The following is a 21,010-nucleotide window of genomic DNA, read 5'->3' on the forward strand; positions in this document are numbered from 1 at the left end:
CACGGTAAAACCGCGTCCATGCTTGGGACACCATGCGTTTAACGACCACCGGTACGGCCCCGCAACGGGCCCCGGGTGCACGAGCAGCGAAGCGTCCGACCTAAACTGAGGCACGTGCTGAAAGGCGACGGCCGGCTCGGCCATGACCTGGACCCCACCGATCGAGCTCCGCAAGACGCCTGTGGCGTCTTCGGCGTGTGGGCGCCAGGCGAGGAAGTGTCCAAACTCACCTACTACGGGCTGTACGCGTTGCAGCATCGCGGCCAGGAGTCCGCGGGCATCGCGGTCAGCGAGGGCAGCCGTATTCTCGTCTACAAGGACATGGGCCTGGTGGCCCAGGTCTTCGACGAGTCCGTGCTGGGGACCCTGCGGGGGCACCTGGCGATCGGCCACTGCCGCTACTCGACGACCGGGTCGAGCGTGTGGGAGAACGCGCAGCCCACGCTGAGCTCCACCGAGGTCGGCGGCCTCGCCCTGGCCCACAACGGCAACCTCATCAACACCGCTGAGCTGTCCCAGCGCCTGGCTCCTGGCGCGACGCGGGCCACCACCGACACCGAGGTGCTGGCCTCGCTGCTGGCGCAGGACCGCAGCAAGTCCGTCGAGGACGCGGCCGCGGAGCTGCTGCCGCAGGTCAAGGGCGCGTACTCGCTCGTGTTCATGGACGAGACGACCCTCTACGCGGCGCGCGACCCGCAGGGCATCCGCCCGCTGGTGCTGGGCCGCCTGGAGCGCGGCTGGGTGGTCGCCTCCGAGACGGCCGCCCTCGACATCGTCGGCGCCACGTTCGTGCGGGAGATCGAGCCCGGCGAGCTGCTCACGATCGACGAGCAGGGCGTCAGGTCGCGCCGCTTCGCGCTGGCCGAGCCCAAGGGCTGCCTGTTCGAGTACGTCTACCTCGCCCGCCCCGACACCACGATCGCCGGCCAGGGCGTCCAGGTGACCCGCGTCGAGATCGGCCGCGTGCTGGCCCGCGAGCACCCGGTCGACGCCGACCTGGTCATCCCCACGCCCGAGTCCGGCACGCCCGCCGCCGTGGGCTACGCCGAGGAGAGCGGCATCCCCTACGGCCAGGGCCTGGTCAAGAACTCCTACGTCGGCCGCACCTTCATCCAGCCGTCGCAGACCATCCGCCAGCTCGGCATCCGGCTCAAGCTCAACCCGCTGCGCGAGGTCGTGCGGGGCAAGCGGCTGGTCGTCGTCGACGACTCGATCGTGCGCGGCAACACCCAGCGCGCGATCGTCAAGATGCTGCGCGAGGCCGGGGCCAAGGAGGTGCACGTGCGCATCTCCTCGCCGCCGGTGTCGTGGCCGTGCTTCTACGGCATCGACTTCGCCACCCGGGCCGAGCTGATCGCCGGCTCCCTGTCGGTGGAGGAGATCCGGGACTCGCTCGGCGCCGACTCGCTCGGCTACATCTCGCTGGAGGGGCTGACCCGCGCCACCACGATCCCGGCCGACCGGCTGTGCCGTGCCTGCTTCGACGGCTCCTACCCCATACCCATCGACCAGGACAACGTCGGCAAGTACGTACTGGAGAGCAAGGCGTGACGAGTTACGAGGCCGCCGGCGTCGACATCGAGGCCGGCGAGCGCGCGGTCGCGCTGATGAAGGACAAGGTCGCGCGCTCGCGCAGGCCCGAGGTGGTGGACGACGCCAGCGGCTTCGCCGGGCTGTTCGACGCCTCGGCGCTGCTGAAGTACCGGCGGCCGCTGCTGGCGACCTCCACCGACGGCGTGGGCACCAAGGTGATGATCGCCCAGCGCTACGGCAAGCACGACACGATCGGCATCGACCTGGTCGGCATGGTCCTGGACGACCTGGTGGTGTGCGGGGCCGAGCCGCTGTTCATGACCGACTACATCGCCTGCGGCAAGGTGGTGCCCGAGCGGGTCGCCGAGATCGTCGGCGGCATCGCCGAGGGCTGCCGGCTGGCCGGCGCGGCCCTGGTGGGCGGCGAGACGGCCGAGCACCCCGGCGCGATGGGGGCCGACGAGTACGACCTGGCGGGCGCCGGCACGGGCGTCGTGGAGGCGTCGGCCATGCTCGGGCCCTCGCGGGTGCGCGCGGGCGACGTGGTGCTCGGCCTCGCCTCCTCGGGCGTCCACTCCAACGGCTACTCGCTGGTGCGTCACGTGGTGCGCGAGGCGGGGCTGTCGCTGGACGCGGAGCTGCCCGAGCTGGGCCGGCCGCTCGGCGAGGAGCTGCTGGAGCCGACCCGGATCTACTCCCTCGACTGCCTGGCCCTGGCCGGGGCGGTGGAGGTGCACGCGTACGCGCACATCACGGGCGGCGGTGTCGAGGGCAACCTGTCGCGCTCGCTGCCCGGCCACCTCGACGCGCTGCTCGACCGCTCCTCCTGGACGCCCCCGGCGATCTTCGAGGTGCTCGCCGGGCACGGCGGGATCGCGCGGAAGGACATGGACCGCACGTTCAACCTGGGCGTCGGGATGGCGGCGATCGTCGCCCCCGAGGTCGCGGACGAGGCGGTGCGGCTGCTCGCCGAGCGCGGGCTGCCCGCGTGGGTGCTCGGCGAGGTCGTGCCCGGCTCAGGCCAGGCCCGCTACCGCTGAGCCGCGAGTGAGCCGCGCGGCACGACGAAAGCCCCACGGGCGAATGCCCGTGGGGCCCTGCTCGATGGACACGCGGCCCCACCCGGCGCGGAGGTCACGCCAGGAGATGGGCCACGCCAACCAGAAGCACGTCAACCAGGAGAACGCCTACCGGCGGCCGGACGTACGGTCATCGTCGTCGTCTCCGCTCACATACTCGTCCGCGTAATCGGAGTAGCGATCCGCGAGCTCGTCGTTGAGGTCGTCGGCGTCGTCACTGCTGGAGTCTCCGACCCCGAGTTCATCGCGAAGACGGTCAAGATCCGTGCCACCGCTGTTGTACTTCAGCTGGCGAGCAACCTTGACCTGCTTGGCCTTTGCTCGGCCGCGCCCCATTGGCTCGACCCCCTCATGTGGGGTCGTCCCCGACCCCTCGTCGCTAACGCACCACACGCTGACGCCACCTGACTATGGGCGTCAGCCTATCGTTCGCCTATTACCGTACCTGTTTTGTGCCCAGCTCGGTACGTCGTATGGGCGCGGGGCGTCAGTGGCCCAGCCAAATGGCCCGAATCCGCCCGACTTCCGACATTCTGCGCTCGGCTAGCCTATCGGCTGCGACGGCCGGAGGGACGCCCTCATCGCCCGCGATCGCGAAAATCTTCAGCGTGGTGTCGTAGATCTGGGCGGCCTTCGCCCTGGCGCGTTCCATGTCGAAGCCGCGGAGCTCGTCGGCCACCTGGATGACGCCGCCGGAGTTGACCACGTAGTCGGGCGCGTACAGGATGCCGCGCTCGGCGAGCTGCTTCTCGACGCCGGGATGGGCGAGCTGGTTGTTGGCCGCGCCGCAGACGATGCCCGCCCGCAGCCGCGTGACCGTGGCGTCGTCGAGGGCGCCGCCCAGCGCGCAGGGGGCGAAGACGTCGATGTCGGCGCCGGTCAGCGCCTCGGCGTCGGCGACGACGTCCACCTCGGGGTGCCGCAGCCGCACGCGCTCCACGGCGCGCTCGTCCACGTCGCACACGACGACGTCGGCGCCGTCCTCGCGCAGCAGCTCCACCAGGCGGTGGCCGACCTTGCCGACGCCCTCGACGCCGACCCGCCGGCCGCGCAGCGTGGGCGCGCCGTACACCCGCTCGGCCGAGGCCCGCATGCCCTGGAAGACGCCGAAGGCGGTGAGGATGGAGGAGTCGCCGGCGCCGCCCTGGGCGAGCGTGCGGCCGGTCACGAAGCGCGACTCCCGCGAGACGATGTCCATGTCCTCGCTGTAGGTGCCGACGTCGCAGGCGGTGACGTAGCGCCCGCCGAGCGACTCGACGAACCTTCCGTAGGCGCGCAGCAGCGCCTCGCTCTTGTCGCGCGACGGGTCGCCGATGATGACGGCCTTGCCGCCGCCGTGGTCGAGCCCGGCCAGCGCGTTCTTGTAGGACATGCCGCGGGAGAGGTTGAGCACGTCGGCGAGCGCGGCCTGCTCGCTCTCGTACGGATAGAACCTCGTGCCGCCGAGGCCGGGGCCGAGGGCCGTGCTGTGGACGGCGATGATGGCGCGCAGGCCGCTGCGCGGGTCGGCGCAGAAGACAACCTGCTCGTGCGCGTCCTTGTGAGACGGGTCGAAGACGTCGGTCACGGTAGTGACTCCCTGTCCGGTCCACCGCATCTTCGCGGCGGAGATCACCTCTCAGGGTAGTGGCCGCAACGGTGCAAGCAGGTTGTCTTCATGACACGATGCCTCCGTGCTGCCCTATGCCGCGTATCTCCGCGTCTACGAGCCGTTGACCGCATTCCCCGAGCCCGAGCAGAAGGCATGGGCCGAGTACGCCGACTCGCGTGACCGTCCGCGCCGCGCCAACGCCCTGAACGCGGAGCACGGCGAGTCGATCAGGCGCCTGCTCGGCAGGCCGCCTCACCCGGTTCCCGCCCAGGAGAGTCCCAACGCCTATCTGCGGCGAGTGGAGGACCGTCTCTATGTCTGCCCCTGGCAGACGCGGCTGCGCTCCTGGATGGCGTTCTCACGGCTGCGCGGCGCCACCCCGGCCAAGCTGATGGACCGTCTCGTCCCCAAGGCGATCTCCGACCAGACGGCCGACGACTTCGACCGGTACAAGCGGGCGGCCGGCTCCTCCGCCCTGCGCACCCACATCCGCACGACGGCCTGGCACGTGCCGTCGTCGTGGTTCGTGCCGTTCGACGGCAACGAGCGCTGGCTGGTGCTCGGCGGCTCGGCCCCGGGACAGGACGTGACCACGGCCACGGGGCGCAACCTCATCTACGTCACCTCCATGGCGCAGGCCCGCAGGCGCGCGGCCAGGGCTCTGCAGGTGCTGCGGCGGCACCTGGGCGAGGTGTCGGCCCACCTCGACGTGGAGGACGTGGCCCGCTGGCTGGAGGAGTTCCACCCGCACTCGCTGGTCGAGCTCGACTACGGCGGCCTGGTGCACCTCATGGACGACGACGCGCTGCAGGCGGACCAGTCGGTGGCGGAGCTGTCGGCGGCGCTCACGGGCCTGGACACGGGTCAAGAAGAGCTTGCCTACGCCATGTACCAGAGGGTCAACCTGCGCTGGAAGTCAATGCAACTTCTGGAATCTGCCAACTGAACCCCAATACAACCGTCTGACCTGCATGAGTGGGTCATGACTAGCGGCTACTCGCTTCTGCGAACTGAGCAGTTTGCCGTTTTCACTGCGATACCACGAAACGTGTCGCTAGAATCACCGAGCGTGACATCGCCATGGGGGCGGGCAGTTGGGTCAAAGAAGGGCTCGCCAATCGCTCTGCGTGGCGGTATGGTCACTTCGGGTGATGCCGCATATGGGCCAGAAAAGCCGCACGCTTTGGGCCATAGGGGGACATCCGTGACACGCGCAAAGGCAGTCACAGGATCGCTGAGCCGGTCCACACGGAGGAGAGGCCGCACAAATGTCAGCTCGTACACCCGAGGCCGAGCCGCTGCTCACGCCCGCCGAGGTCGCGACCATGTTCAGGGTCGACCCCAAGACCGTCACCCGGTGGGCCAAGGCGGGCAAGTTGACGTCGATCCGCACCCTCGGAGGACACCGGCGTTACCGGGAGACCGAGGTTCGGGCGCTTCTGGCGGGGATTCCGCAGCAGCGCTCGGAGTAGTGCCGAGGTCGTCACGGACCTCAGGGGGGTTGAACGGTGGGCCTGGCCGGCGGTCCGGTCCACCACTGTGACGACGGACGTCGCTCTGGGAAGTTGGCGCCGCCCGCCCGGCGCCACTCTTCCGGCCGTCCTTCCCGGCCGGTCCACCGGCCGGCGCGGCACATGTCCCCCGGCCCCTTCGGGCCCGGCCTACCCCGGCTGGTCCCCCGTCAGCGCGTGAAGCAGCCGGGCGGCCTCGCCGTCGCGGCGGGCGGCGACACCCAGCAGGGCCACCATGTCCTCCACGAGGAGCCGCTCCAGCTCCGCGCGCTCGATGTCGCGGTTCTCCAGCCAGTCGAGCCCCGCCGTCTCCACCGACGCGATCCACGAACGCAGCGTCGCCCGTAGCACCGGGCTCGGCTCCGCCACGCGCATCTGCCGCTGGATCAGCAGGAACAGCCGCCCGCGCACGCCGTCGACGATCTCGCCGATCTCGCCCGCGCGGTTCGCCGGGCCGCCACGGAGCAGGGCCGCGTAGCCGGCCGCGTGCTGCTCCACGAAGTCGAAGTAGCGCGCGATCCCCGCGGCCAGCTCCTCCAGCGGCCGGCCGCTCCCCTGCGGCCGCAGTCGCGACTCCAGCAGCTCCGCGGCGCTCCTCAGCGCGGCCACGTAGAGCTCCTGCTTGCCGCCGAAGTAGTGGTAGACCAGCGCCCGCGACGCTCCCGCCGCCGAGGCGACGTCGTCGATCGAGACGTGCTCGGCGTCGCGCCTGCTGAACAGCTCCAGGGCGGCCGTTATCAGCTCCTCGCGGCGACGGTCGACGCTCAGCCTGCGCCGCGCCGGCCGCGGCGTCTCTGTCACAGGGAGCTCTGTCACAGGGAGCACAGTATCCGACCAGATGCGGCCATAGCGGACAGGTGTCGTCATGGTCAATATGAGGCTTCCCTAACCCCAGGCCGTACCCTGCGGGGAACTCGATCGTTTGGTGAGACAGGTGCCCAACTTCGCATCGCGGGGGAGACCCATGTCAGGACCACCCGTCAAGTCTTCAACCATCAACGACCTCCGGGAGATACCCCGGCCAAGACCCACCATCCGGAACGTCGCCGAGCGCGCCGGCGTCTCCAAATCGCTGGTATCGCTCGTGCTCCGCGGCTCGCCGCACGTGAGCGAGCACCGGCGGCAGGCCGTGCTGCAGGCGGCCCGCGAGCTCGGCTACCGGCCCAACGCGGTCGCGCGCAGCCTGGTCGAGGGCCGTACCCACCTGGTCGGCGCGCTCGTCGCCGACCTGCACAACCCCCTCTACGCCGAGGTCCTCGACGGCCTCCAGGAGAGCCTGCACGGCGACGGCCTGCGCATGCTCATCGGCAACAGCCAGTGGGACCCCGCGTTCGAGGACGAGGCCGTGGAGGCCTTCCTGGAGCTGAGGGTCGACGGGCTGGTGCTGTTAGGCATCGCGCCGACCAGCGAGACGCTGATGGAGGCCACCAGCTACACCCCCACGGTCGTCGTGGGGGAACGTGACATCGACCTCGGCGGCGTCGACATCGTGGTCGACGACGACCAGCTCGGCGCCCGCCTGGCCATCGACCACCTGGTCGAGCTCGGCCACAAGCGGATCGCCCACATCGAGGGCGCCCGGCCGACCCGCTGCGAGGGCTACCTCGTGGCCATGCGGCGGCACGCGCTGGCGCCGTACATCATGGTCGAGGCCGCGGACTCGACCGAGGACGGCGGGCGCAAGGCCGCGCTCGCGCTGCTGACCCGCGACCCCAGGCCCACGGCGATCTTCGCCGCCACCGACGCGGTGGCCCTCGGCGTGCTCTCGGCCGCCGCGGAGCTGGGCCTCGCCGTGCCCGGCGACCTGTCGGTCGTCGGCTACGACAACACCCAACTGTCCGCCTCGCACCACATCTCCCTCACCTCGGTCGACCAGCCGCGCCGTGCCATGGGGCGCTCGGCGGCGGCACTGCTCAGCGACCGCATCGGAGAGCCCGGCAAGGTCGCGCGGCTGCGCCAGGTCACCCCCGAGCTCGTCGTACGGCGCAGCACGGGCCCCGCCTAAGAGCGGTCAAAGGCTCGGTCAACACACCCGGCATCCCGGCCTCCTGGAGGTTTACTCGTCAGGTCATGCGATACGCGGCCGTACATGGTGCGGTCGCGAATCTGATCCGGGGGACAGTCATGCGTGATCCAGAACTGGTTTCCTGCGCCCAGCGCGCCGCGTCCGAGCTCGAACGCGCCTGGGCGCAGTGGCGGGCGAGCCGGGGTCGTGCCGGGGACAACGGCGCCGAGTCCGTGGCCGGGTACGTCGCCCACTCCCTCGACCACCCGTGGGGGCGGCCCCGCGTCGTGCTCGGCCTCGACGCCGAGGACGCCCGGGAGCTCGCCGCCCTCCTCCTCCAGCGCCAGGAGGTCGCCAAGCGCGTCTGGTGACAGCCGTGGACGGATCGAGCACGGGCGCGGACCGATGCCTTCGGCGGCGAACGCGCCGGGCCGGCGCGCGTCGTGACGTAAGTTGGAGCGTATGCGTGCTCTTCCCGTCACCCTTCTCGCCGCCTGCGGCCTGATCGCCTCCGCGTGCGGCACGGCCGCCACGGGCGGCGCCGCGGCCGGCGGCCCGGCCTCCGGCGTCCCCGCCGGGCAGGCGCGACCGGCGACCGCGTCCACGGCAGGCTCCACAGCGGCCTCCACGGGGACCCCCACGGCGGGGCCGGGTGCGGGCCGGACCGGTGAGACCGGCGGGGCCAAGCCGCTCGCCGGCAAGGTCGTGGTCGTCGACCCGGGCCACAACGGCGGCAACTACCGCGACCCGAAGGCCGTGAACCGCAAGGTCAACGTGCTGACGCAGTGGAAGGCGTGCGACACCACCGGCACGTCCACCAACGACGGCTACACCGAGGCGGCGTTCACCTGGGACGTCTCCAACCGGCTCGTCAAGATCCTCAAGAGCCGGGGCGCCACGGTCAAGCTGACCAGGTCCGACAACGCCGGCGTGGGCCCGTGCATCACCCAGCGGGCCGCGATCGGCAACCGCGCCAAGGCCGACGCCGCCATCTCCATCCACGGCGACGGGTCCGCGCCCGCCAACCACGGCTTCCACGTGATCATGCCGAAGAAGATCGGCGGGCCGGTCGACCCGGTCGTCGGCGACTCGCGCAAGCTGGGCGTGGCGGTCCGCGACTCCTTCCGGCAGGGCACCGGTCTGCCCTACTCCACCTACATCGGCAGCAAGGCGCTGGACTTCCGCTCCGACCTCGGCGGCCTGAACCTCTCGACCGTGCCGAAGATCTTCATCGAGTGCGGCAACATGCGCAACGCCGCCGAGGCGGCCAAGTTCCGCGACCCGGCGTTCCGGCAGCGGATCGCCCTGGCGCTGGCGAACGGCATGCAGCACTATTTGCAACCGTGATCCCTCTTCCCCGCCTGATCCGCCACCTGTCCGGCTCCTTCGAGCTGACCCCGGGGTCCGTCGTCTCCGGGCCGGCCGCGCCGGTCGACGCCGTGCGCCTCGCGCTGCCCGGGCTCGACCTGCGGCCCGGCGACTCCGGTGACATCGACGTACGGCTCGACCCGGCTCTCGGGCCGGAGGCGTACCGGCTGGTCACCGGGTCGCGCGGGGTGGAGATCACGGCGGGCGGGCGGGCCGGGGCCTTCTACGCCGCGCAGACCCTCCACCAGTTCCTGCCCGACTCCTCCTACCGGGCGCCGGCCGGGCCCGGCCACGAGGGCGGGTGGAGCGTTCCGGGGGTGCGGGTCGAGGACGAGCCGCGGTTCGCCTGGCGGGGACTCCACCTGGACGTGGCCCGGCACTTCTTCCCCAAGCGCGAGGTGCTGCGCCTGGTGGACCTGATGGCCGCGCACAAGCTCAACCGGCTGCACCTGCACCTCGTGGACGACCAGGGCTGGCGGGTGGAGAGCAGGGCGTATCCGCTGCTGCACGAGGTGGCCTCGCACCGGCCGCGGACCGCGAGCCACCAGCGGGGCGAGCCCGAGTCCTACGACGGCGTCCCGCACGGCGGCCACTACAGCCTGGCCGACCTGGCCGAGATCGCGGCCTACGCGCGGGCGCGCGAGGTCGTGGTGGTGCCGGAGATCGACGTGCCCGGCCACGCCTCGGCCATCCTGGCGGCCTACCCGTCGCTGGGGGCCACCGGTGAGCGGTACGAGGTGCTGGACCGCTGGGGCATCTCCCCCGCGATCCTGTCGCCGCTGCCGCCGACCGTGGAGTTCCTGACCGCGATCTTCGACGAGCTGGCCGGCGCCCTGGGCGCGACGCCGTTCTTCCACATCGGCGGCGACGAGGTGGTGCTCGACCACTGGGCTGCCTCGCCCGAGATCGACGCCTACCGGCGGTCGCTGGGGCTGGACTCTATGCCGGCGCTGCAGGCGTGGTTCCTGCGGCGGCTGGCCGACGCCCTGGCCGAGCGGGGCTCGCGGGCGGTGGTGTGGGACGAGGCGTTCGTCAGCGGGGAGCTGCGGCCCGACACGGTCGTCATGCCGTGGCGCGGCATGGGCGTCGGCCGCCGCGCCGCCGCGGCGGGCCACGACGTGGTGGCCACCCCGGTGTTCCCGCTGTACTTCGACTACGCCGAGTCGGCGTCGCCGGACGAGCCGGTGGCGATCGGCGACGAGATCACGGTGGCGGACGTGGCGGCGTTCGTCCCGGCGCCCGCCGACTGGACGGACGAGGAGCGGTCGCGGGTCCTCGGCGCGCAGGCCCAGCTCTGGACCGAGCGCATCCCCGACGCCCGCGTGCTCGACTACCGGGCCTGGCCGCGGGCGTGCGCCCTGGCCGAGGTCGTCTGGGGCGGCGAGGCGGGCCCGGACTTCGCCGACCGGCTGCGGGCGCACCTCGGGCGGCTGGACGCCCTCGGGGTCGAGTACCGTCCGCTGGACGGGCCGCGGCCGTGGCAGCGGCGCCGGCCGCACCGGGCGAGCGCCACGCGGGTGGCGGACGTCATGGAGCGGCTCGACCGCATGACCCACGACGCGGAGTCCACGCGGCCCAGCGTCTAGGTCACAGCTCCGGGATCACAGCGCCGGGGTCAGAGCGTGGGCGTGCGGTCGTTGAGTATGCGCTGGTAGACGCGGTGGTCGCGCCACTGGCCGTCGATGTGGATGAAGTTCGGGGCGACGCCGTACGGCTCGAAGCCGGCCTTCTCCAGCACCCGCTGGGAGGCCACGTTGTCCAGCAGCGTGGCCGCCTCCACGCGGTGCAGGCCCAGCCGCTCGTCGGCGTCGCGACACACCGCCGCCACGGCCCTGGTGGCCAGGCCGCGGCCGGTGTAGCCGGCGTCGAGCCAGTAGCCCAGGTTGGCGCTGTGGAAGGCGCCGTACACGATGCCGGACACGTTCATGCAGCCGACGATCCGGTCGCCGTCCGCCAGCACCCACGGCATGAGCCGGCCGTCGCGGCACTGCTGGAGCTGCGCCTCCAGCCGCTCGCTCTGGCCGGTCAGGGTGAAGAAGGTGTCCGGCCTGCGCGGCTCCCAGGGCCGCAGGTGGTCGCGGTTGCGTACGTAGGCGTCGGTGAGCGCCTGCGCGTCGTCCTCGGCGACGGGGCGCATGACGACGTCGTCTGCCAGCGAGATCCTCACCGTCCAACCCTAGGGCCGCCCGCGCCCCCGGCTCTCACAGAGGTCGCGCCGACACGGGCGTCCGGGCGGCCCGGCGGTCAGGAGCCGGTGCGGGTGCCGGTGCGGGTGCCCGGACCGGGGGCCGTGGCCGAGCCAGGGGCTGTGCGGCCGATGACCTCGGTGACGGAGGTGAGGCCGTGGCGGCGGATCCGGCGCGAGAGCTGCCGGTGGATGTGCGAGGCCCACAGCGGCCCGCCGTACACCCAGCCGGTGTACCCCTGCACGAGCGTGGCCCCGGCCAGCAGCCGCTCCCAGACGTCGTCCACGTCCTCGACCCCCCCGACGGAGACCAGCGTGAGCCGGTCGCCGACGCGGGCCCGCAGCCGCCGCAGCACCTCCAGCGAGCGCGCCTTGAGCGGCCGGCCGGACAGCCCGCCCGTCTCGCCGCTGTGCCTGATCGTGGTGTTGGTCGCGATGATGCCGTCGAGCCCCAGCTCCAGGGCCAGGTCGGCGACCGCGTCCACGTCCTCGTCGGCGAGGTCGGGCGCGATCTTCACGAGCAGCGGGGTACGGCGGGGTGTGCCGTCGGCGACCTCCTTGACCGCGGTGAGCAGCGGGCGCAGCAGCGAGACGGCCTGGAGGTCCCGCAGCCCCGGCGTGTTGGGCGAGCTGACGTTGACCACGAGGTAGTCGGCCAGGGGCGCGAGCTCCTTGGCGCCGGCGACGTAGTCGGCCGCCGCCTCGGACTCCGGCACCACCTTGGTCTTGCCGATGTTGACGCCGACCACCACGGGCACCCCGCGGACGCGGCGCAGGCGGCGGGCGGCGGACGCGGCGCCGGCGTTGTTGAAGCCCATGCGGTTGACGACCGCCCGCTCGCGCACCAGCCGGAACAGGCGGGGCCGCGGGTTGCCGGGCTGGCCGTGCGCGGTGATCGTGCCGACCTCCACGTGGCCGAACCCGAGCGCGGCGGCCCCCTCGGCGCACGCGGCGTCCTTGTCGAAGCCGGCGGCGAGCCCGAGCGGGCCGGGGAAGTGGACGCCGAACGCGCTGACGCGCAGCGCCGGGTCGTGGGGCGCCAGCGCCCTGTGGAGCAGCCGCTTGACCAGCGGCAGCGCCGACAGCAACGCGAGGGCGCGGACGGTGAGGTGGTGCACGGCCTCGGCGTCGAAACGCCGCAAGACCTGCGTGAACACGAGGCGATACATCACGCGTCAGGCTACCAAGCCGGCCTCGTGGGCGATGATCGCGGCCTGCACCCGGTTGCGCACGTCGAGACGGGCGAGGATGGCGCTGACGTACGCCTTCACCGTGCCCTCCACGATGTGCAGCCGTCTGGCGATCTCCGCGTTGGACAGGCCGGCGCCGAGCAGGGCGAGCACCTCGCGCTCCCGCTCGGTCAGCGCCTCGACCCGGTCGCGGGCCGCCGCGCCGCGTGACACGCGCCCGGCGGCGAGCTGGGTGATGACGCGCTGGGCGACCTTGGGCGACAGGTACGCGGCGCCGCCCGCGACGGCGTGGACACCGGCGATCAGCTCCCGCGGGTCGCCCGACTTGAGCAGGAAGCCGCTGGCGCCCACGTCGATGGCCTTGGCGATGTAGTCGTCCTCGCCGAACGTGGTGAGCATCACCACGGCCGTCCCCGGCGCCGCCCGGCGGATCTCGGCGGCGGCGCCCAGCCCGTCGAGCCTGGGCATGCGGATGTCCAGGAGGGCCACGTCCGGGTGGTGGCTGATGGCCAGGTCCACCGCCTCGCGGCCGTCCCCCGCCTCGGCCACCACGGCGAGCGTCGGATCGGTGGCGAGGATGGCCCGCACCCCGGCCCGGATCATGGCCTCGTCGTCAGCCAGGAGCAACCGGATCATTCCCCTATAGTGCCGCACATGGCACAGGTGAAGCTTTACGGGCGCAGGGACGTGTGGGCGGGACGGCAGCGCGAGGTGTCCGACCTCGTCCACTCCTGCCTGGTGGAGACGTGGGGGCTGCCGGAGGAGAAGAGGTTCCACCGGTTCCTGCTGCTGGAAGCTGACGACCTCATCTGCCCGCAGCGCGGCGACGGCTACCTGATCATCGAGGTGCTCTGCTTCACGGGGCGCAGCGACGAGGCCAAGCGGGCGCTCATCCGGGCGATCTACGACAGGTGCCCGTACCCCGCCGATGACGTGGAGATCACCATCGTCGAGATGCCCAAGGTCAACTGGGGCATCCGCGGGGTGCCGGCGGACGAGCTGTCCCTGCCGTACAAGGTGGAGGTCTGACGGGAGGGCGGACGTCGCCCGTCACGACCTCGTAAGGGTTGCCCCGGGTCGCGAGCTCTACGGTCGGTCATATGAAGATCGCCCTGGAGGCGGCATGACGACCATCGTGACCATCGCCAAGGAGCCGGTGGCCGGGCGGGTCAAGACCCGCCTCACCCCGCCGCTGAGCCCCGCCCAGGCCGCGCTCCTCGCCGAGGCGGCGATCGAGGACACCCTGCGGACCGTCGCCGCCACTCCCGCCGGTCAGCGGGTGCTGGCCCTGGACGGGCTGCCCGGGAGCTGGCTGCCGCCCGGCTTCGTGGTGATCCCCCAGCGCGGGACCGGTCTGGACGAGCGGCTGGCCGCCGCCTTCGCCGACTGCCGCCGGCTCCGGCCGGAGCCGGTGGTGCTCATCGGCATGGACACCCCGCAGGTGACCCCCGGCCTGCTGCGCGGCGCGGCGGAGGCGCTGACGGAGTGCGACGCGGTGTTCGGTCCGGCCGCCGACGGGGGGTTCTGGCTGCTGGGGTTGCGGCGGCCCGATCCGGGGCTGCTGCTGGGCGTGCCCATGTCGCGGCCGTACACCGGGGCCGCGCAGCTCGAACGGCTCTCCCGGGCCGGGCTGGCGGTGCGGCGCCTGCCCGAGCTGACCGACGTGGACACCGCGGCCGACGCCTTCCGGGTGGCCTCGGAGACACCGGCCTCCCGCTTCGCCGCGACGCTGCGCGAGCTGGCGGGCGCCCCCGAGACACGGGCCACCGAGGCACGGGCCACCGAGGCACGGGCGACCGAGGCGGGCGCGCTCCGATGATGGGAGAGATCTACGCCGACGCCCTCGGCGGCGCCCCCGTCGAGATCGAGCACGTCGACGGGGCCCGCGCCGTCCTGGAGGCCGCCCGCTGGCTGGCGCCCATGGACGGCGACGAGGCCATGCTGCGCCGGTGCGCCGGCCCGACCCTCGACATCGGGTCCGGCCCCGGGCGGCTCACCGTCGCGCTCAACCGCCGCGGCGTCGCGGCCCTGGGCATCGACATCACGCCCCACGCCGTACGGCTGACCCGCCGGGCGGGCGGCTTCGCCCTGCTGCGCAGCGTGTTCGACGAGCTGCCCGGCAGCGGCCGGTGGGAGACGGCGCTGCTCGCCGACGGCAACATCGGCATCGGCGGCCACCCGAACGTCCTGCTGCGCAGGGTCAGGGAGCTGGTACGGCCCGGCGGCGAGGTCATCGTGGAGGTGGAGCCGCCGGGCGTGGCCAGCCGGGTCGAGCGGGTGCGGCTGCGCCGCGGGAGCACCGTGGGCGAGTGGTTCGGGTGGGCGGTGGTGTCGGCCGACGACATCGCGCGGGTCGCCCGCTCCAGCGGCTTCGCCCTGGCCGAGTGCTGGGAGGAGCTGGGGCGCTGGTTCGCCGGCCTGCGCTGAAGCCAGGAGCCCGTCATCCCATGCTGCCCAGCACCACGGCACCGGCCCCGAGCGCGAGCGCCAGCGGGACGGCCCACCACCGGGGCGCGGGGCCCGCACGCAGAACCCTCACCCCGTACGGGACCAGCGCCACGCACAGCCCGGCGACGGCCAGGACCGACATCGGGCCGGTCCCCTTGAGCACCCCGATCGGCAGCGCCGTCATCAGCCCGAGGGCGACGCTCGGCACGAGCCCCAGCGTCCCGGCCCGCCACAGGCCGGCAGCCAGCACGGCCCACCCGAAGAGCACCGCCATGTTGAACGGCTGGAAGACGTGGAACGCGCCGTAGGCGTCGGCCACGGCCCGCTGCGCGGAGGTTAGGCCCTGGACGTCCACGAGCTGGAGGGCCAGGTGGCTCACCCCGGCGTGGAAGGCGCGGGCGAACAGGCCGCACAGCACCATCACCCCGCCGCAGAGCACCAGGCGGGAGGCGGGCGAGCGCCGGACCAGCCCGAGCACACCGGGCCAGAGCAGGACGCTGCCGAGGGCGAAGCACCCGTACGAGGCGGACATCAGGGTGGGCGCGTCGGCGAAGGCGGCGAGCTGGGCGGGGAAGAAGCCGTCGTACTCGACGCGGAGCAGCACGCCGGCGAGCATGAGGACGGGCGCGAGAACCAGGCTCACGCCTTCGGCCCAGCGGCCGGGGAAGTCGGTCATGGGTACGATCCAAGCCGCCGACAGGCTCCGTATCACTGGGGCAGGGGCGAGGGTCAGGGGTAGACCTGGGTGGACGGTATGGTCCGACTCATGAGCACTCACTATGACGTCGTCGTTCTCGGCGCGGGTCCCGGAGGGTACACGGCCGCGGTCCGCGCCGCCCAGCTCGGGCTGCGCGCAGCGGTCATCGAGGAGAAGTACTGGGGTGGCGTCTGCCTGAACGTGGGCTGCATCCCCTCCAAGGCGCTGCTGCGCAACGCGGAGCTGGCTCACATCTTCCACAACGAGGCCAAGACCTTCGGCATCAGCGGCGAGGTCTCCTTCGACTACGGCGCCGCCTTCACGCGCAGCCGCAAGGTGGCGGACGGCCGGGTCAAGGGCGTCCACTACCTGATGAAGAAGAACGCCATCACGGAGTACGACGGCCGCGGCACCTTCCTGGACCCCAACTCGATCCAGGTGAACGGCGAGACGATCACGTTCGACCATTGCATCATCGCCGCCGGCGCCACCACCCGGCTGATCCCCGGCACGTCGCTGTCGGAGCGCGTGGTGACGTACGAAGAGCAGATCATGACCGGCGAGCTGCCGGGCAGCATCATCATCGCGGGCGCGGGCGCGATCGGCGTGGAGTTCGCGTACGTGCTGCACAACTACGGCGTCAAGGTGACGATCGTGGAGTTCCTCGACCGGGTGGTCCCCCTGGAGGACGAGGAGGTGTCGGCGGAGCTGGCCAAGCGCTACAAGCGGCTCGGCATCGAGATCCTCACCTCCACGCGGGTGAACGCCATCGACGACAACGGCTCCTCGGTCAAGGTCACCGTGACGCGCGACGGCCGGCAGGAGGTGCTGGAGGCCGACAAGGTGATGCAGGCGATCGGCTTCCAGCCGCGGGTCGACGGCTACGGCCTGGAGAAGACCGGTGTGGCCCTCACCGACCGGGGCGCCATCGCGGTCGACGGCCGCTGCCGGACGAGCGTGCCGCACATCTTCGCCATCGGCGACGTCACGGCCAAGCTGATGCTGGCCCACGCCGCCGAGTCCATGGGCATCATCGCGGCCGAGACCATCGGCGGCGCGGAGACCATGGAGCTCGACTACGTGATGATCCCCCGGGCGACCTACTGCCAGCCGCAGGTGGCGAGCTTCGGCTACACCGAGACGCAGGCCCGTGACCTGGGCTACGACGTGAAGGTGGCCAAGTTCCCGTTCACCGCCAACGGCAAGGCCCACGGCCTCGGTGACAGCGGCGGCTTCGTCAAGGTCATCAGCGACGGCAAGTACGGCGAGCTGCTCGGCGCCCACCTCATCGGGCCCGAGGTGACCGAGCTGCTGCCGGAGCTCACCCTGGCCCAGCAGTGGGATCTGACGGTGCACGAGGTCGCGCGCAACGTCCACGCCCACCCGACGCTCGGCGAGGCGGTCAAGGAGGCGATCCACGGCCTGGCCGGCCACATGATCAACATGTAGGGACATTCCTGACGAGATCGGTACGGCCGCCGCCGTACCGATCGTGCCTCGGCCTCTCGGAACGTGCTCAGGCTTTGGCGACCGCCTCCCGTACGGCGGGGACGACCTCCCTGGCCCAGCGGCCGAGCAGGAGAGGGTCCGGCCCGGCGTGGCCGGCCGAGAAGAGCATGAAGCCCGACGCGCCGTGCTCCAGCACGGCCCCGGTCAGTTCCTCCACCCACTGCTCGGCGGAGCCGCCGATCCAGCGGCCGTCGCGGTCACGCGTGGCGGGCAGCGGCCGCTCGGTGATGCGCCCGGGGAAGTTGAAGACCGTGCGGATCTCGCCCGGGTCGCGGCCCACGGCCGCCGCCGCTTCGTCGATGACCGGCCGGGACGCCCGGTACCGCTCGCTGAGCCAGTCCGCCGCGTGGCCGGGGATCCAGCCGTCGGCCACCCGCCCGGTGGCGGCCAGGGACTTGCGGCCCACCGATCCGGTCCACACGGGCGGCGCGGCCACGGGAGCCGGCTCGATCTGGTTCACCTGGTAGTGGCGGCCCTGGTAGGTGACCGGGGGGCCACCGCCCGACAGCAGCTTGACCAGGGTGATCGCCTCCTCGAAGGCGTCCACGGCATCGCCCGGTGACAGCTGCGGCACCCCCATGGCGGCGATGCGCTCCCACAGCCCGCCCGCGCCCATGCCGAGCACGACGCGGCCGCCCGACAACGCCGACAGCGACGTCACGCTCCGCGCCAGCATGGCCGGAGGCCGGGTCGGCAGGTTGGTGACGTTGGCGAAGCCCGTGATGCGCTCCGTGCGTCCCAGGATGAAGCCGAGCGCGGCGTAGGCGTCGAGGCGCTCGCCGATGTAGGGGTGGTCCGACAGCGAGAAGAGGTCGAGCCCGTCGCGGTCGGCCTCCTGGGCCATGCGCAGCAGCTCGGTCAGCTCCCCGATGCCGCTGTGCGCGCCGAAGCCGAAGAGGACTTTCCTGTCCATGGGTGTTCCGCCTTTCCGTCAAGCGTGTTCAGTGGTCACCAGGCGTGGGCCCCGGGTGGCCCAGGCGGGTGTGTCGCACGTCTTCCCGTCCTTCAGGCCGCGCTGAACTGCTCGGTGAAGCGGCCGGTGAACAGGTCGGCGCCCTTGTACTCCGAGACGGTCGTGGCGGGGACGACGGCGGGACCGTCGGGTGTGGGCAGCTGGCCGGCGCCGCCGCGCGGTCCGAGCGGGAGCAGGATCATGGGGTCGGCCGCGGCCCGGTAGGTGGCCGTGGGCCGCTCGCCGCGCAGCTGGGCGGTGATGTTCCGCGCCACGACCTCGGCGTGCTGCATCGCGTACCCGGCCATCTTCGCCTCGGGGACGTCGGTGATGTCGCCGATGGCGTAGACGTGCTCGTACCCGTGGATGTTGAGGGTCTCGGTGACGGGGACCTGTCCGCGCGGCGTGCGGGTCGTCAGCCGGCCGTCGGCGAGGTAGTCGCTGTTGACGCGCACGCCGTGGGCGCGGAACCAGATGTCGGCGGTGATGTCGTCACCGCCGGTGGTGGTGACGGTGAAGGTGCCGGCCTGGCCTGGCTCGGTCGCCGGCGGCGCGGTCAGGCCGGTGCCCAGCCGTAGCCGGATGTCCAGCTCGTCGAGCTGGCGGTGCAGGTCCTGGCGCAGCTCCGGCTGGAAGGCGGGCAGCAGCCGCTCGGCCGGGTCGACGACGGTCACCTGCTTGTGCGGCCAGACGTCCTTGATCTCTCCGGCCAGCTCCAGGCCGACCGGCCCGGCGCCGAGGATCAGCACCCGCTCGGCGCCGGCCAGCTCCTTGTGGGTGAGGCGCAGGTCGTCCAGGACCTCCTCGACGGAGTCGGCTTCGGGCTTGGCCGGGTAGGCGTAGCTGGAGCCGGTGGCCAGGACCAGGTAGTCGGCCTCGACCCGCTGCCCCGAGGCCAGGGTGACGCCGCCGGGGTCCACCGAGGCCGCACGGTCGCGCAGCACCGTGCCGCGCGTCAGCCACTGCTTGTAGGGGAAGAACATGTTGCTCCCCCACTCGGGCCGGGTCAGCGCCCGCAACGACCCCGCCGTGTTGACGAACGCCTCCCGGGGATCGACAAGGACGACGTCCGCCTCGGACTCCAGCGCCTTGGCGACCGCGGAGCCCCCGTAACCGCCGCCGATGACCGCGACTGTACGACGCATGATTCACTCTCCCACATTCAAAAACGAGTTGCAGTTCGTGTCACGAACAATAATAGTTCGTCACACGAACTGCAACTCGTCTCGGGAGCGGCGGGGCGTTCTCAGTGCTCGGCGAGGGATCCTTCGCCCGGCTCCCGGAAGACGACCGGGACCTTGTTGTCCAGCACGATCCGGGCGAGCAGGCCGGCGAGCGTGTCGCGTTCGGCGGCGTCTAGCCCTTCCGTCAGCCGCTCGACGCGCCGGCAGGTCTCGACGTAGAACTCCCTCGCGAGCCTGTCCCCGCGCCGGGTGAGCGCGACCCGCACCGCGCGCGAGTCCTGTGGGTCCGGCCTGCGCTCGACCAGGCCGTTGCGCTCGGTGCGGTCCACCAGGCCGGTCAGGCTCGACTTCGCCAGCCCCAGCGTCGCGCCCAGCTCGCTCATGCCGTACGGCTGCGGCATCAGCACGCACAGCAACTGACCCTGCTGCGAGGTGATGCCGTACTCCCGGGCCGACTCGGCGTACACGGCATTCACCAGGAACGTGGACCGCACCAGCCCGGCCACAACCCCTATCTGGCCATCGTCATCTTTAACCACTCGGCCAGGATAACATCGAAGCGCCACACAGTTCGTGAGACGAACTTCGGCTTTCCGGGCCGGGAGCTCTTCCCTGCCAGGAGCTCTTTCAGGCCAGGAGGAGCGCCACGCCGGTGAGCACGAGTGCGGCGGCGCAGGACAGGCTGCGCACGTGGTTCCAGCGCGTCCAGCGCGGTGAGTACGCCGCCCAGTCCATGTCGCCGGCCTCCAGCGCGTTGTTCATCGGCACGTTGAGCGCGGCCGTCGTCGCCAGCGTGCCGAGCCCGTAGACGGCCGCGGCCGCCAGGCACAGGACCCCCGCCGCCGCGCTCCCGCCCGCGAGCAGGAACACCCCCGCGGCCAGCGACGCCGCCGGCGCCAGCAGGAACACCGGCAGGAACCACGGGTTGAGAATCGTCCGGTTGACGCTCCGCATGGCCGCCGTGGCCTGAGCCGGCTCTACGGCGTCGAGGGCGGGCATGACCGTGGTGGAGAAGGCGTAGAAGAGCCCGGCCATGAGCCCGTTGAACAGCAGGGAGATGATCGCGAAGGCCGTGGACATGACCTGATCATCCCAGTCTTCCGCCGGGCCGGCCACCGGGTGAGCCGCTACCAGGTGACGGTGGGACTCTCCTTGCCGCCGCCCCAGTCGCGCGCGCCGGTCGGCTTCCACCGCTGTCGCACGTCGTGCAGCTCCCCGACCCTGGCCACGTGGACCTTGACCGGGCCGCACATGGCGACGCCGTTGGCCGCCGGTGGGACGTCCACGCAGATGAGCGGCTGGGACGCGACGTGCTCGGCTTCGGTGTTGTAGAGCTGCACGTGGATGTTCCCGTCGCCCGCGGCCTTCTTGAGCTTGCCCTTCATGAGGATCGTGTCGCCCACCACGGCGATGCACGGCGACATCAACGCGCTCGTGCCGGGCCCCGCGGAGACCCAGGGGCGGCACTGCCATTCCGGCGTCGTGCCCCGGCTCGTGGTGTCGGTCTTGTCGGTGCCGTCGTCGGGCTTGACCTCGGTCGCGGTCTTGGAGTCGTCCGGCTCGGGCGACCGCACCCGCTCGCTGGTCCTGGTCGGCCCGGTGTCCGGCTTGTCGGCCGTCTTCCTTCTCGGCTCGGTGGACGGCGGCTCCGCGGGCACGGTCGTGCGGTCCCGCACCGGGTACGTCTCGCCCTTCTTCGGCTCGCCGCTCTTCCCGGTGCCGGGGGTGGAGACGGGGCTGTGCGGCGTGGACCCCACG

At 72.1% G+C, this 21,010-nt stretch carries 23 protein-coding genes and 1 pseudogene; 12 read left to right on the top strand and 12 right to left on the bottom strand.

Translation table 11 applies throughout. The features are described 5' to 3' along the window. Positions 1-114 precede the first annotated feature (114 nt). On the top strand, positions 115-1,551 hold the full coding sequence (gene purF / locus ABZS51_RS25935) for an amidophosphoribosyltransferase (protein WP_310716116.1): 1,437 nt from the start codon (positions 115-117) through the stop codon (positions 1,549-1,551). Next, entirely contained in the window at positions 1,548-2,573 is a 1,026-nt protein-coding gene (gene purM / locus ABZS51_RS25940; RefSeq protein ID WP_310716115.1) for a phosphoribosylformylglycinamidine cyclo-ligase, read from the top strand. The genes purF and purM overlap by 4 nt, the downstream gene beginning before the upstream one ends. Positions 2,574-2,720: 147 nt before the next feature. Here purM and ABZS51_RS25945 read toward each other — a convergent pair whose 3' ends face one another. Both ABZS51_RS25945 and ABZS51_RS25950 read right to left on the bottom strand, forming a co-directional pair. After that, entirely contained in the window at positions 2,721-2,948 is a 228-nt protein-coding gene (locus ABZS51_RS25945; protein ID WP_310716114.1) for a DUF3073 domain-containing protein, read from the bottom strand. Between the two features lie 151 nt (positions 2,949-3,099). Then, a complete protein-coding gene (locus ABZS51_RS25950) occupies positions 3,100-4,179 on the bottom strand; it encodes a Glu/Leu/Phe/Val dehydrogenase dimerization domain-containing protein (protein WP_355445898.1) in 1,080 nt (359 codons plus the stop codon). Positions 4,180-4,285: 106 nt separating this feature from the next. Between ABZS51_RS25950 and ABZS51_RS25955 the strand changes: the two genes are divergently transcribed. Both ABZS51_RS25955 and bldC read left to right on the top strand, forming a co-directional pair. Beyond that, on the top strand, positions 4,286-5,149 hold the full coding sequence (locus tag ABZS51_RS25955) for a hypothetical protein (protein ID WP_310716111.1): 864 nt from the start codon (positions 4,286-4,288) through the stop codon (positions 5,147-5,149). A gap of 322 nt (positions 5,150-5,471) precedes the next feature. After that, positions 5,472-5,675, top strand: coding sequence for a developmental transcriptional regulator BldC (gene bldC / locus ABZS51_RS25960; protein WP_013133571.1), 204 nt, complete (start codon positions 5,472-5,474; stop codon positions 5,673-5,675). Between the two features lie 189 nt (positions 5,676-5,864). Here the strand turns inward: bldC and ABZS51_RS25965 are convergent, their stop codons facing one another. Then, entirely contained in the window at positions 5,865-6,530 is a 666-nt protein-coding gene (locus ABZS51_RS25965; RefSeq protein ID WP_355445901.1) for a TetR/AcrR family transcriptional regulator, read from the bottom strand. A gap of 148 nt (positions 6,531-6,678) precedes the next feature. Here ABZS51_RS25965 and ABZS51_RS25970 point away from each other — a divergent pair, with 148 nt between their 5' ends. The 4 genes from ABZS51_RS25970 (at position 6,679) to ABZS51_RS25985 (ending at position 10,673) form a co-directional block, all read left to right on the top strand. Further along, entirely contained in the window at positions 6,679-7,719 is a 1,041-nt protein-coding gene (locus ABZS51_RS25970; protein WP_355445904.1) for a LacI family DNA-binding transcriptional regulator, read from the top strand. Between the two features lie 119 nt (positions 7,720-7,838). Then, entirely contained in the window at positions 7,839-8,090 is a 252-nt protein-coding gene (locus ABZS51_RS25975; protein ID WP_355445907.1) for a hypothetical protein, read from the top strand. A gap of 91 nt (positions 8,091-8,181) precedes the next feature. Then, the gene (locus ABZS51_RS25980) at positions 8,182-9,066 is read left to right on the top strand and encodes an N-acetylmuramoyl-L-alanine amidase (protein ID WP_355445910.1); all 885 of its coding nucleotides are present in this window, start codon (positions 8,182-8,184) and stop codon (positions 9,064-9,066) included. Then, entirely contained in the window at positions 9,063-10,673 is a 1,611-nt protein-coding gene (locus ABZS51_RS25985) for a beta-N-acetylhexosaminidase (protein WP_355445913.1), read from the top strand. The genes ABZS51_RS25980 and ABZS51_RS25985 overlap by 4 nt, the downstream gene beginning before the upstream one ends. 29 nt (positions 10,674-10,702) lie before the next feature. On the opposite strand, the gene ABZS51_RS25990 is transcribed toward ABZS51_RS25985, so the two are convergent. The 3 genes from ABZS51_RS25990 to ABZS51_RS26000 form a co-directional block, all read right to left on the bottom strand. Continuing rightward, entirely contained in the window at positions 10,703-11,254 is a 552-nt protein-coding gene (locus tag ABZS51_RS25990) for a GNAT family N-acetyltransferase (protein WP_355445916.1), read from the bottom strand. Between the two features lie 77 nt (positions 11,255-11,331). Then, entirely contained in the window at positions 11,332-12,441 is a 1,110-nt protein-coding gene (locus ABZS51_RS25995; RefSeq protein ID WP_355445919.1) for a quinone-dependent dihydroorotate dehydrogenase, read from the bottom strand. A gap of 6 nt (positions 12,442-12,447) precedes the next feature. Continuing rightward, positions 12,448-13,098 (bottom strand): response regulator transcription factor, encoded by a 651-nt coding sequence (locus ABZS51_RS26000; RefSeq protein ID WP_355445922.1) that lies wholly within the window; start codon positions 13,096-13,098, stop codon positions 12,448-12,450. 18 nt (positions 13,099-13,116) lie between these two features. On the opposite strand from ABZS51_RS26000, the gene ABZS51_RS26005 reads away from it, so the two are divergent. From ABZS51_RS26005 to ABZS51_RS26015, 3 genes are all read left to right on the top strand, one after another. Next, positions 13,117-13,491 carry a tautomerase family protein gene (locus tag ABZS51_RS26005; protein WP_355445925.1) on the top strand — a complete coding sequence of 125 codons (375 nt, stop codon included), beginning with the start codon at positions 13,117-13,119 and terminating at the stop codon, positions 13,489-13,491. 94 nt (positions 13,492-13,585) lie between these two features. Then, a complete protein-coding gene (locus ABZS51_RS26010) occupies positions 13,586-14,281 on the top strand; it encodes a TIGR04282 family arsenosugar biosynthesis glycosyltransferase (RefSeq protein WP_355445928.1) in 696 nt (231 codons plus the stop codon). Next, on the top strand, positions 14,278-14,889 hold the full coding sequence (locus tag ABZS51_RS26015; protein WP_355445931.1) for a methyltransferase domain-containing protein: 612 nt from the start codon (positions 14,278-14,280) through the stop codon (positions 14,887-14,889). The genes ABZS51_RS26010 and ABZS51_RS26015 overlap by 4 nt, the downstream gene beginning before the upstream one ends. A gap of 13 nt (positions 14,890-14,902) precedes the next feature. On the opposite strand, the gene ABZS51_RS26020 is transcribed toward ABZS51_RS26015, so the two are convergent. Beyond that, positions 14,903-15,586 carry a hypothetical protein gene (locus ABZS51_RS26020; RefSeq protein WP_355445934.1) on the bottom strand — a complete coding sequence of 228 codons (684 nt, stop codon included), beginning with the start codon at positions 15,584-15,586 and terminating at the stop codon, positions 14,903-14,905. Between the two features lie 90 nt (positions 15,587-15,676). Between ABZS51_RS26020 and lpdA the strand changes: the two genes are divergently transcribed. Continuing rightward, complete coding sequence (gene lpdA, locus ABZS51_RS26025) at positions 15,677-17,056, top strand: dihydrolipoyl dehydrogenase (RefSeq protein WP_355445937.1); 1,380 nt, start codon at positions 15,677-15,679, stop codon at positions 17,054-17,056. Between the two features lie 67 nt (positions 17,057-17,123). Here the strand turns inward: lpdA and ABZS51_RS26030 are convergent, their stop codons facing one another. The 5 genes and pseudogenes from ABZS51_RS26030 to ABZS51_RS26050 form a co-directional block, all read right to left on the bottom strand. Then, the gene (locus ABZS51_RS26030) at positions 17,124-18,029 is read right to left on the bottom strand and encodes an LLM class flavin-dependent oxidoreductase (RefSeq protein ID WP_355445939.1); all 906 of its coding nucleotides are present in this window, start codon (positions 18,027-18,029) and stop codon (positions 17,124-17,126) included. A gap of 92 nt (positions 18,030-18,121) precedes the next feature. Further along, positions 18,122-19,213 carry an FAD-dependent oxidoreductase gene (locus ABZS51_RS26035; RefSeq protein WP_355445942.1) on the bottom strand — a complete coding sequence of 364 codons (1,092 nt, stop codon included), beginning with the start codon at positions 19,211-19,213 and terminating at the stop codon, positions 18,122-18,124. Between the two features lie 101 nt (positions 19,214-19,314). Beyond that, positions 19,315-19,791 carry a MarR family transcriptional regulator gene (locus tag ABZS51_RS26040; protein WP_355445945.1) on the bottom strand — a complete coding sequence of 159 codons (477 nt, stop codon included), beginning with the start codon at positions 19,789-19,791 and terminating at the stop codon, positions 19,315-19,317. Between the two features lie 88 nt (positions 19,792-19,879). Continuing rightward, positions 19,880-20,332, bottom strand: coding sequence for an anthrone oxygenase family protein (locus ABZS51_RS26045; protein ID WP_355445948.1), 453 nt, complete (start codon positions 20,330-20,332; stop codon positions 19,880-19,882). Positions 20,333-20,379: 47 nt separating this feature from the next. After that, a pseudogene (locus ABZS51_RS26050) lies at positions 20,380-21,010 on the bottom strand (hypothetical protein); the annotation flags it as partial.

Origin of the sequence: Nonomuraea sp. NPDC005501, from assembly GCF_040605905.1 — a bacterium.
Classification (GTDB): Bacteria; Actinomycetota; Actinomycetes; order Streptosporangiales; family Streptosporangiaceae; genus Nonomuraea.

Coding starts and splice junctions, on each gene's coding strand:
- lpdA (WP_355445937.1), top strand. CDS start 15,677: ATGAGCACTCACTATGACGTCGTCGTTCTCGGCGCGGGTCCCGGAGGG.
- ABZS51_RS26045 (WP_355445948.1), bottom strand. CDS start 20,332: ATGTCCACGGCCTTCGCGATCATCTCCCTGCTGTTCAACGGGCTCATG.
- ABZS51_RS26005 (WP_355445925.1), top strand. CDS start 13,117: ATGGCACAGGTGAAGCTTTACGGGCGCAGGGACGTGTGGGCGGGACGG.
- ABZS51_RS25975 (WP_355445907.1), top strand. CDS start 7,839: ATGCGTGATCCAGAACTGGTTTCCTGCGCCCAGCGCGCCGCGTCCGAG.
- ABZS51_RS25980 (WP_355445910.1), top strand. CDS start 8,182: ATGCGTGCTCTTCCCGTCACCCTTCTCGCCGCCTGCGGCCTGATCGCC.
- ABZS51_RS26010 (WP_355445928.1), top strand. CDS start 13,586: ATGACGACCATCGTGACCATCGCCAAGGAGCCGGTGGCCGGGCGGGTC.
- ABZS51_RS26000 (WP_355445922.1), bottom strand. CDS start 13,098: ATGATCCGGTTGCTCCTGGCTGACGACGAGGCCATGATCCGGGCCGGG.
- bldC (WP_013133571.1), top strand. CDS start 5,472: ATGTCAGCTCGTACACCCGAGGCCGAGCCGCTGCTCACGCCCGCCGAG.
- ABZS51_RS25970 (WP_355445904.1), top strand. CDS start 6,679: ATGTCAGGACCACCCGTCAAGTCTTCAACCATCAACGACCTCCGGGAG.
- ABZS51_RS26030 (WP_355445939.1), bottom strand. CDS start 18,029: ATGGACAGGAAAGTCCTCTTCGGCTTCGGCGCGCACAGCGGCATCGGG.
- ABZS51_RS26020 (WP_355445934.1), bottom strand. CDS start 15,586: ATGACCGACTTCCCCGGCCGCTGGGCCGAAGGCGTGAGCCTGGTTCTC.
- ABZS51_RS26035 (WP_355445942.1), bottom strand. CDS start 19,213: ATGCGTCGTACAGTCGCGGTCATCGGCGGCGGTTACGGGGGCTCCGCG.
- ABZS51_RS26015 (WP_355445931.1), top strand. CDS start 14,278: ATGATGGGAGAGATCTACGCCGACGCCCTCGGCGGCGCCCCCGTCGAG.
- ABZS51_RS25995 (WP_355445919.1), bottom strand. CDS start 12,441: ATGTATCGCCTCGTGTTCACGCAGGTCTTGCGGCGTTTCGACGCCGAG.
- ABZS51_RS25945 (WP_310716114.1), bottom strand. CDS start 2,948: ATGGGGCGCGGCCGAGCAAAGGCCAAGCAGGTCAAGGTTGCTCGCCAG.